7 protein-coding genes are annotated in these 9,681 nt (G+C 47.2%); all 7 read right to left on the bottom strand.

The features are described 5' to 3' along the window. The coding region (locus PHW04_18545) for a glycerol-3-phosphate acyltransferase (GenBank protein MDD2717892.1) at window positions 1-356 on the bottom strand (356 nt) is incomplete at its 3' end. A gap of 31 nt (window positions 357-387) precedes the next feature. Further along, complete coding sequence (locus tag PHW04_18540; GenBank protein ID MDD2717891.1) at window positions 388-1,917, bottom strand: bifunctional UDP-sugar hydrolase/5'-nucleotidase; 1,530 nt, start codon at window positions 1,915-1,917, stop codon at window positions 388-390. Window positions 1,918-1,919: 2 nt separating this feature from the next. Continuing rightward, a complete protein-coding gene (gene folE, locus PHW04_18535; protein ID MDD2717890.1) occupies window positions 1,920-2,489 on the bottom strand; it encodes a GTP cyclohydrolase I FolE in 570 nt (189 codons plus the stop codon). After that, the gene (gene ftsH, locus PHW04_18530; GenBank protein MDD2717889.1) at window positions 2,486-4,369 is read right to left on the bottom strand and encodes an ATP-dependent zinc metalloprotease FtsH; all 1,884 of its coding nucleotides are present in this window, start codon (window positions 4,367-4,369) and stop codon (window positions 2,486-2,488) included. The genes folE and ftsH overlap by 4 nt, the downstream gene beginning before the upstream one ends. 31 nt (window positions 4,370-4,400) lie before the next feature. Continuing rightward, window positions 4,401-5,759: a tRNA lysidine(34) synthetase TilS gene (gene tilS, locus PHW04_18525; GenBank protein MDD2717888.1), complete on the bottom strand. Its 1,359-nt coding sequence runs from the start codon at window positions 5,757-5,759 to the stop codon at window positions 4,401-4,403. 2 nt (window positions 5,760-5,761) lie between these two features. Next, window positions 5,762-7,483 (bottom strand): WecB/TagA/CpsF family glycosyltransferase, encoded by a 1,722-nt coding sequence (locus PHW04_18520; protein MDD2717887.1) that lies wholly within the window; start codon window positions 7,481-7,483, stop codon window positions 5,762-5,764. A 107-nt stretch (window positions 7,484-7,590) separates the two neighbouring features. Beyond that, complete coding sequence (locus PHW04_18515) at window positions 7,591-9,336, bottom strand: hypothetical protein (protein ID MDD2717886.1); 1,746 nt, start codon at window positions 9,334-9,336, stop codon at window positions 7,591-7,593. Between the last annotated feature and the right edge of the window lie 345 nt (window positions 9,337-9,681).

Below are 9,681 nucleotides of genomic sequence, written 5' to 3'. Positions count from 1 at the left end.
CCCCGGAATCCGAGAAAAATCGGGAAAATATGACCAAGCACGACCCAGAGCACGGCACAGATCAGTATGATCTTATGATTCAAGGTGATGTTTGAGAGTTGGATGGTGAAGTCCTTTTCGTTGATGATGAACTGGCTGAACTTTACTGCCAGCCAGCCTTTCCCGGCATCCAGAAAAAAAACCAGCAAACCCCAGAGAATTCCCATCACCCTGAATACATTGGTGGCGCCCACATTGCCGGAGCCTTCCTGACGGATGTCCTTGCCGCTCGCCTTGAGGGTGATAATGTAAGCGAAAGGGATGCTGCCGATTATATAGTTGATGACGCACACCATGATAAACATGCCAAGTTTCATTAAAACCTCCCGAATAATTCTTTAGGCAGATTCACTTGATTGCCGCAGCTTCGGTGATCACGATCCTGCCTTCTGTCTGGGGTTTAAGCGGTGATCCGGTTTTGATGAAGTCGTTCATCGATTTACGGATCTGATTCCCCATCACTCGTTCTGTTCCATTCTTGAATTCCAGATATCCATCTCCGCCATCGGCAAGGAAAGAATTCGTCACAATCTTATAAAAGCGCTCATCAGAGAGCGGAGCACCCCCAATTTGGATGGATTTTACTTTCGGGGTCTGGTTCCTGTCGATCTGGATCTTCCCGCCGGCTATCTGGAGTATCGGCTGCTTGCGTTCATAATTTCGCTCGAATATCGCCCTGATATCTTTTCCCTGAAGCTTCATGCTGACCGTGTTGTTGTCAAAAGGGATAATCTGATAAAGATTCTCCAGGGTGATTTTACCTTTTTTCAGGCCGACCCTGATTCCACTGGAATTCGTGACGGCAAATTCTGCACCTGTTTCCCGTAGCATCACGTCACAGACCAGGTCGGCCAGGGCGAATTCCTGGTTGTTGTCGACTTCGAGATCCAGCGAAGATTCACCTATCACCTGCTGAATGATACTGTCCACCTGACGTCTGTAATTTCCGACAACCGTTGACAGCTCCCTGTCAGGCTCAATGTCGCTCACACCTACTTCAACTGTTTTATAAGAAATTCCTGAGATGTTTCCCTGATCCAGGTTGAACTCGAGCGTCACAAAAGTGCGGCCCAGGGAGATTCCGTCGACCGGCACGAACCAGATATCAGGTGAAAACGCTTCGAGTTTGAATTCCTGGTTTTCAAAGGCATTGTAGACCAGCAAGAATTTTTTTCCGGGATATTCCTGCAGGAACTTGACATTGTCAATCAGTTCCTGGCGCGTGAACTGGGTCAGCACGATCAAGGCATCTGCTTCACGTAAGGCTTCCTGAAAACGAGCCAGGGTGGATTTCAGATCAAGAAAAACCAGGCCTTCGACGTTTTTCATTAGAGTCTGCTGAGGTGTATTGGGAGGAGTTAGTCCGATCACCAGCAGTTTCCGGCCTTCCGGAGTTTCTTTCAGTATGATCTGATGCAGGTTTTCCGGACTGGACTGGTCAGAATTAAAAACATTGGAACTGTAATAAAAAGATGCTCCTTTGATCAGGTTGAAAAGCACATCTTTACCGAAATCGAACTCACGGTTTCCCAGAGTCAGCATGTCGATCGGCAGTTTTTCCATGATCCGGGCAATCGCTTCCCCCTGAGTATAATAAGCATCAGGAGTACCGGAGAAATCGTCACCATTGTCCAGCCAGAGACATTGCTCGCTGCGGGCTAAAACTTCCTTGCGTACCGCCATTACCCGGGTACCTAAAAAAAGGACACCACCCTGCTCAAGCTCGCTGTTTTTCTGCTTAAGCGGTGAAATATGGCCTTGCAGGATACCTGTCAGAATCAAAGTAAATCTTGATTTATCGGTTTTCAAACCCTGGGCGATGAAAATTGACAGCCCGATTACAATCAGTAAAGCTAGAACTAATGTAATCTTTTTCATATTCATCCCTTGATTAATTTCAGCGCTTCAGCTCTGGCAGGGGCGTCCTTCTCAAAAATTCCTCTGATGGCCGAAGTGACTGTGATACTGCCCGGTTTTTTCACACCCCTCATCGACATGCACATGTGTTCAGCTTCTATCACGACCAGCACTCCCTGTGGTTTGAGTTTTTTCATCAGAATGTCGGCTACCTGTGAAGTCAGCCTTTCCTGGAGCTGTGGCCTGTGAGCCAGCACGTCCAGGACGCGGGCCAGTTTGGAGAGACCGGTGATCCTGCCATTTTTCGGGATGTAGGCAATATGGGCGTTGCCGTGGAAAGGCAGGAAATGATGTTCACAGATCGAATAAAGTGGGATATCCCTGATGAGTACGATCTCTTCGTGGTCTTCCTGGAAAAAAACATTCAATGCATCTTCAGGGTTCGCTTTCAGGCCCCAGAAAAATTCATCATACATCCGTGCGATCCTTGAAGGGGTGTCCTTCAGGCCTTCCCGGTCAGGATTCTCCCCTATCGCTTCCAGGATTACACGGAATGCATTCTCGATCTTCTGATGATTGTTTTTAATATTCATACAGGTGTCTGCACGTCTATGGAAGCTTCATCTTTTTTTTCGGTTTCTGGTTTGGGAACTCTTTTTTTTCCAAGCACTATCTCTTCCAGTTCATCCCTGTTGACGGTTTCGATTTCCAGAAGTCTTCTGGCTATAGTTTCCAGTTTATCCCGGTTTTTTGTCAGGATCTCCTTTGCGCACTGGTAGCATTGATTGATTATTTCATTTACTTCTTTGTCGATGAGTGTGGCCGTATTTTCAGAAAAATCTTTAATCTGGGCGATTTCTCTACCCAGAAAAATAGTTTCTTCGCGTTTTCCGAAAGTTCGTGGTCCCAGATTCGGGCTCATACCCCAGACGCAGACCATTTTATAAGCAATAGTGGTAGCTCTGGAAAGATCGTTAGATGCGCCTGTATACAGCTTTCCGAACACGATTTCCTCAGCAACGCGGCCGCCGAGACCCATTGTAATGGTTGCGAGGAAATATTCCTTTGAGTACATATGCTTGTCTTCTTCAGGAAAATGGAATGTAACGCCCAAAGCTCTTCCTCTAGGGATAATTGTTACTTTATGCACTGGATCGGAATCAGGCTGGATACAACCCACCAGGGCATGACCAGCTTCATGATAGGCTGTAACTTCCTTCTCCTGTTTATTAATGATTCGGCTTTTCATCTCAACACCCATCAGAACTTTGTCCTTGGCTTCCTCAAAATCGAGCATCTGAACCCGGGTATGATTTTTCCTGGCTGCCAGAAGCGCAGCTTCATTGGTGAGATTGGAGATATCAGCACCTGTCAGACCAGGAGTTCCGCCTGCAAGTTTTTCAAAATCAACATCGTCTCCGAGAGGCATGTTTTTAGTATGAACTTTAAAGATCTTTTCCCTGCCCTTCAGATCAGGCAGGTCCACTACAACCTCCCGGTCAAAGCGTCCTGGCCTCAATAATGCCGGGTCCAGCACATCCGGCCTGTTGGTGGCCGAGAGCAGGATCACTCCTTCCTTGCCTTCGAATCCATCCATCTCCACCAGCAGGGCGTTCAGGGTCTGCTCGCGCTCATCGTGACCTCCGCCGAGACCGGTTCCACGCTGACGTCCTACTGCGTCAATCTCGTCAATGAATATAATGCAGGGAGCATTTTTTTTGCCCTGTTCAAACAGGTCTCGTACCCGGGAAGCTCCGACACCCACGAACATTTCCACGAAATCTGAGCCTGAGATGGAAAAGAACGGGACATCCGCTTCGCCAGCTACAGCTTTGGCCAGCAAGGTTTTACCGGTTCCAGGGGGGCCGACCAGCAGTACTCCTTTAGGGATTTTACCGCCCAGACGCTGGAATTTCTGAGGATCCTTGAGAAAATCTACGACTTCCACCAGTTCGGCCTTGGCTTCATCGCAGCCAGCCACATCTGCAAAGGTGATTTTGAGCTTCTCGGTCCACATCTTGGCTCTGCTTTTACCGAAGGAAAGCGCTTTTACTCCCGCTCCGTTCATCTGCCTGATCATGTAAACCCAGATCCCGATGAACACGATCATCGGGAACCAGTTGATCAAGACTTCAGCCCACCAGTCGCGTTTCGGATCTTCCTCAGTCTTGATGTCAATAAACCCCTGCTTGGCATAATCCTGAATATCTTTGCTGACTGCGTCGAAAAGCATCAGCGGGATGAAAATCTCGTGGTTGAAATGTTCGGCATCTGTATTTTCGTTCTTGAGTTTGATTTTAATCGATTGTCCGCTGACCACGATCAATTTCACATTATTCGCCTTCAGGTCCTTGAGAAACATTGAATATGTATAATCCATCCGTTCAGGCGGAGGTATTACTCTTGTATAGAAAAGAAAGCATAAGAGCAGCAGGACAAGGTAAAAAGCCATGTTTTTGAAGGCTTTATCCATGTCGGTCTGTTTCAGGGGATTTTTCTGTTTGTCACTTTTCAAAGATCGCCCCCTCGAGCGTCAGTTCCAGCGCATTCCTGACTGCCCGGTTGTCCTTTGCCAGTCCCGGCAGCCAGAGGATCCTGTCCGCGCCGTCGGTCAAAACCGGCCAGAGTTTTCTGATGCCAGCCGGGATCTCTTTTTCCTGGAAGTACCTGGAAAGCTTTTTAGTTACACCGGAACCTGCGGGTGAGAAGGTGTCACCTGTTTTCGGCAGCCTTACTTTAAGGGGATAGGTGATCATGTCAGTTGTTTTCACATCCCGCTTAAGTCCGGTACCTCCGGATGCAATTCTTAAATTCACATTCCAGAGAGGAATAGTGATCTTTCCGTTTTTAAATTCTATATAAATATCCACCCATTTGGCAAGTTTATTTTTAATGAGTACCAGAAGCTCATCCCTGCAGTTCTCTAAAAGAACCTCCTTGCAGAGAGTTAATTGCTTGCCTGTTTCGCTGTGCAGCAGGTTTAAGATCCGGTGAATCTTTTCCTGATCCAGATACAAATAGCACCCAAAAAGTCTCCTGACAACTTCGGACTGGATGAACTCATGCTCAGCCAGCAGTCTTTTTTTGCAATAGAGCAGGTAAAAATCCTGATCGTGCACTGTAATTTCCCTGATCAGTCCATTGCACTGCCGGTCCAGGTATTGATTTAAACTCCCTGCTATCCTGCAGGTGTCGGAAAGGTGACGGACAGAACCGGAATTTACTTTAAGAAGTCTTGGAACTATCTCCCTGCGGATGAAATTCCGTTCAAATTTCAGATCATCGTTTGTATAATCTTTGAAATAACCAGTCCCATTTTCAGCTAAATAATCCAGAATCCTTTTTTTGCTGATAGTGAGAATCGGACGCCAGATTCTTCCGCCTCTGACAGCCATTCCGGAAAAGCCATTATTCCCGCAGCCACGGATCAGATGCAGGAGCAGCGTCTCTGCCTGATCATCCTGATTGTGGCCAAGCACAAGAAGATCGGCTGAAGTTTTGTCCATTGTGCTGTTTAAAAATTTGTAACGCATTTCTCTGGCCGCCATTTCAAGGGAAATCTTTTTAGCCAGCGCGGTTTTTCTCACATCTCCCCTGCCGGTTATCAGCTTCAAACCGTGGGACAGTGCGAAGGCTTTTACGAATTTTTCCTCCTCTTTACTGTCTGTCCGCAACTGATGATTAAAGTAAGCCAGGATCACACTGAACTTCGGGTATTTTTCCAGCAGATCAAGAAAGTAATGAGCCAGAAACACCGAGTCAGGACCACCTGAGAAGGCAAGGAGGAAGCGAGAGCCGGTAGCAGGTTGTGAGTCACCAGGCAGGCAGATTTGGCTGAAAAGCTGATTCCGCACATTAAACACAGCTATTCTTCCTCGATCTTCGCAGACAGCACCATCAAAACGAAGAAAAAGAGCTGCCAGAGCAATACCAGACGCCAGGGTTCGCGGATGAATCTCCACAGCCATTCCAAACCACAGATTCTCAAGAATTTAGGTGCACGGTTGACCACTCCGGAATGCACGTTGAAAGCGCCGCCGACACCGATCGCCAGTCTGGTTTCCAGCTGAGGCAGATTCCTGTGTATCCACAGTTCCTGCTTGGGCATCCCCATGGCGACAAAAAGGAAATCAGGTTTCAGGCTGTTGATTTCATGGATGACCTTGCTTTCGTCATCCGAATTCAGGTAGCCGTTGTGGCTTCCGCAGATTTTCAGCCCTGGATGGCTGGCTGATACTTTTTTCTTAAGTTCTGAGATCACTTCGTCGGTGGAGCCCAGAAAATAAACCGATTTTTCCTCTGATTCCGCTTTTTTCAACAGCGACAGCATAAAGTCGACTCCTGTGATACGCTGCCCGAGCGAACAGTCCAGTACATCTGAAGCCCAGATTACACCTGCGCCGTCCGGAATGTTGTAACTGGCGCTGGAAAGCGCTTCCCTGAACTCGGCGTTGTGTTCCGCGATCACAAAGGCGATCGCGTTGGGTGTAGTAATGAATATTTTTTCATCCCTGCAGAGCGCCAGTTCGATTTCCGAGAGAAGTTCCTCCCTGGTGAGATTATCCATTGCCACGCCGAGGAGCGTGGGTTTGCGGATTTTAACGTGTTTTTCACGTTCTTCCATCTTGATTGTAAGGATGAAGATCAGGGTCAGCACCGAGATTGTGGATACCAGCATCAGCAACACCTTGACGCTGATGCTCGCATGCCCGAGCAGGGTGAAACATACTATCGCCAGATAAAGAAAGATAAAGTATGTACTGATGATGGCACGTCTGTGGGTAAAGCGCCAGATGATCCGGTAACTGGAACTTTTTTTGATTTCATTGATGTTTTCGCGCAGATAGAAGTAAAAAATGAAGGAAATGATGAAAAAGATCGGCAGGATCACAAAGAATGAGGGGAAAATCATAGTTACGAAAGCCACTCTCTTGGTGACGCCTGTGATGGTCATAATGCCGGCCAGAAAACCAATGAAGGAGATCTGGAGGGAGTCGACCCGCGGTTTTTTCAGGATGAACAGTATGAAATGCCAGGTGGCAATGCCGGACAACACAAGAGAAAGGCTTTTAGCGAAGAATAAGGGTGTGGACTGGGTGCTTGAGATAATGAACAGGATTGCAGGATAAATAATCAGAATCCCGGGAACCATGCCCGGCAGATGAGAAAGGAACTTGAATATCCGGACCAGCAGGAACAGCCAGATGATGGTGAGGATGGGAGACAGAAAGTTAAGGTAGATGAATCGGCCGCCGAATTGGATGAAGCTGATCCGGAAATCAGCCAGATATGCAAGATAGAAAATCGAAAGTTCGAGCAGCAGGCTGATTTTCCGAGGAAGCTTCTTTAAGGACAGCCTCAGGAAAACAAGATAAAGCAGGGCCACTCCCGCCAGTTCGATCCAGGGTCCCCCCCTGCGGAAGGCGATTGCCATTATCAGCACTGGAAGATAGATGGCAAATTCGCGGTATCTGAAACCTGTGAACAGAAAATGACAGATTCCGGTCAGGAAGAAGGCAGTGAAATAAATCAGCAGATAGGATTCGTTCAAGCTGCAGCCAGAGCCTTTATTAAAATGTCTACCCAAGATATAGGGTTAAAAAACATTTTGCAAGAAGTCAGGTAAAACGATGATTGCATTGAAGCACATTCCACTAGGTTTCCGGAACTTTATCTGAGGCTCAAGGAATCAGGTTAGCCGGAAATGGCGCTGTTTGAGGTGTTGGCCAGGGGTGGAGTTTGTTCGGCGCAAGATGCTTCCAGCGAAAATTCCGTACAGGCATTTGCAGGCTCGAGGCAGTATGTCACAAGTACCGCTTTTTTTACCGTACCGCCGAAATATTCCAGATTGAATTCCCAGGAACTTCCTGACCGTTCCACGACTCTGGAGGTGGAATCTCCAATCAGGATCAGCCTGGACTGATAAGCGGAGCTGGAGCTGAACTTCAGATTCAGTGCACCCGGCATGGAGGTTTCGATCTCAACATAATTCTGACCGAAATATCCAGGAGTGTTTGTATTGATCACTTCATTCACAGGGCGGGAAATGTTGATTTTTTTCTGGATCGTGAGGTCCGGATAGCGAAGGCCGTCACGGAATTTTTCTTTTTTCAGATAAAGCGCCACCGAATAATCGCCATAAGTTGCTGAAAGATCGCTTAATGTGGCCTTGATAGCCTGCACCTGGTCCAGGCTTTTCTGATAATTTTCCCAGAGTGTCCTGATGATCGTTGGGTTGAATTTTTCGGACAGGAACAGCGGGAAGACCACAAAACTGTAGCTGCGGGAAGTGATTTCCAGATAAGGAGCCTTGAAGGGTGAGTCATCGCATTTTAAAAAACCCAGATAATCGTTGACTTCGTCGAAAACAAAGTCTTCGGCCCAGGTGGAAGTGGATTCTGACAGGCAGTTCGTGGCTCCGGCCGGGCCCTTGGCCAGGCCGTACATGAACTGGCAGGCATGCATGAACTCATGGGCTGCAGTCACTTTCAGGCTGCCGGTTTCCCTGACGCAATCGTCGTTCTGAAAATATCGTGAACCCTTAAAGTCGTTGTCGATCTCGATATAGGATTCAGTCGGTTTTCCGGAGACGTCATCCACTTTGGTAGCACCGTATTCTCCATCGCCCAGATCCTTGAGATAAACCTGATACGGAAATCTGGGAGCCTTAAGACACAGGGTACAGGTTTCCTCCTGAAATGCCTTTTCCAGGAAAGCTCCTGTGTTTATCACAAATTCAGGATGTCTGATACCATCTATCCCTACAGCCAGTAGCTCAGGGTTGGCCACTGCGTCTTTGCCTGTCTTCGTGTAATGCACAGTAAAATGGGCTGTTTTATACTCTCCAGTTTCCTCTGTCCCGCCAGAGCGGTTCCTGAGCGAATACAGATTATCTCTGGAATATTTCAGGATGTCTTTCTGCACTTCAGGGTACAGCATGTTCCAGGACTTGGAGAGCTCCAGGAAAAACCCGGTGATAGATCCCTGTCTGATTTCGCGGCAGTAACACCTGTCCGCATCCCCATAAATAGATCTGACAGTCAATAGCAGAAGTTTCTGTTCTTCCCTGGGAAGAAATTTAGGGATCCCCTTGAATTTAATGTTAGTCTGCAGGTTATTCAGGTATTTCACCTTGCTTGGTCTGTCGGTCAGATATGAATTGAGCACAGCTGATTTCAGGTTCTCCAGGATTGGTTTCAGAAAGTCCCCGACCTGATGGGTAGAGATGTATTCCTGGAATTCAGAGAAAGTCTGATCATTTTCAACTATTGTCCGGCAGATTTTTACGATCTGGGATTCCATGATTGCTGACAGGTCAGTCTGGACTTCATGCCTGACATTGCAGTCTTCGTTCTGTTTCAGAGTGTCTATAGCTGCCAGAGTCTGGCGGTAGACTCTGGAAAAGTTATAGAGGTCGTCTGAAATATTCTGAGCTGACAAAGTATTAAAAAAAAGGAATAAAGTTAACAAAATTATGAAATACTGAGATACTCGCATACGCCACCCCTCTTACGAAACTTGTCCACTTAACTCTATATACTCCAACCACACAAGGGCTGTCCAGGCCATGAAGGTCTTATTACAGCCTTATACTCTTTTTTATTATACCCGGGAGGTTCGGTCTGCGCAAGGACTTTTTCCATCACCGCCCTCTGTGAAAGCCCGTGGATAAACCTTGTGTTATTCACGCTTTTCTGTTATCCTGAATTACTGATCCGGATATTTTCCTGAGGCGGGATGATTTTAAAAAGACTCAGCTGTTTCTTTTTCTGTCTCATGATTTTT

The organism is Candidatus Wallbacteria bacterium, assembly GCA_028687545.1.
Taxonomy (GTDB): Bacteria; Muiribacteriota; JAQTZZ01; order JAQTZZ01; family JAQTZZ01; genus JAQTZZ01.
This window is presented reverse-complemented; position numbering and strand designations above follow the sequence as displayed.

Excerpts from the sequence above, each read along its gene's own strand:
- PHW04_18540 (MDD2717891.1), bottom strand. The coding sequence starts at position 1,917 with ATGAAAAAGATTACATTAGTTCTAGCTTTACTGATTGTAATCGGGCTG.
- folE (MDD2717890.1), bottom strand. The coding sequence starts at position 2,489 with ATGAATATTAAAAACAATCATCAGAAGATCGAGAATGCATTCCGTGTA.
- ftsH (MDD2717889.1), bottom strand. The coding sequence starts at position 4,369 with ATGGATAAAGCCTTCAAAAACATGGCTTTTTACCTTGTCCTGCTGCTC.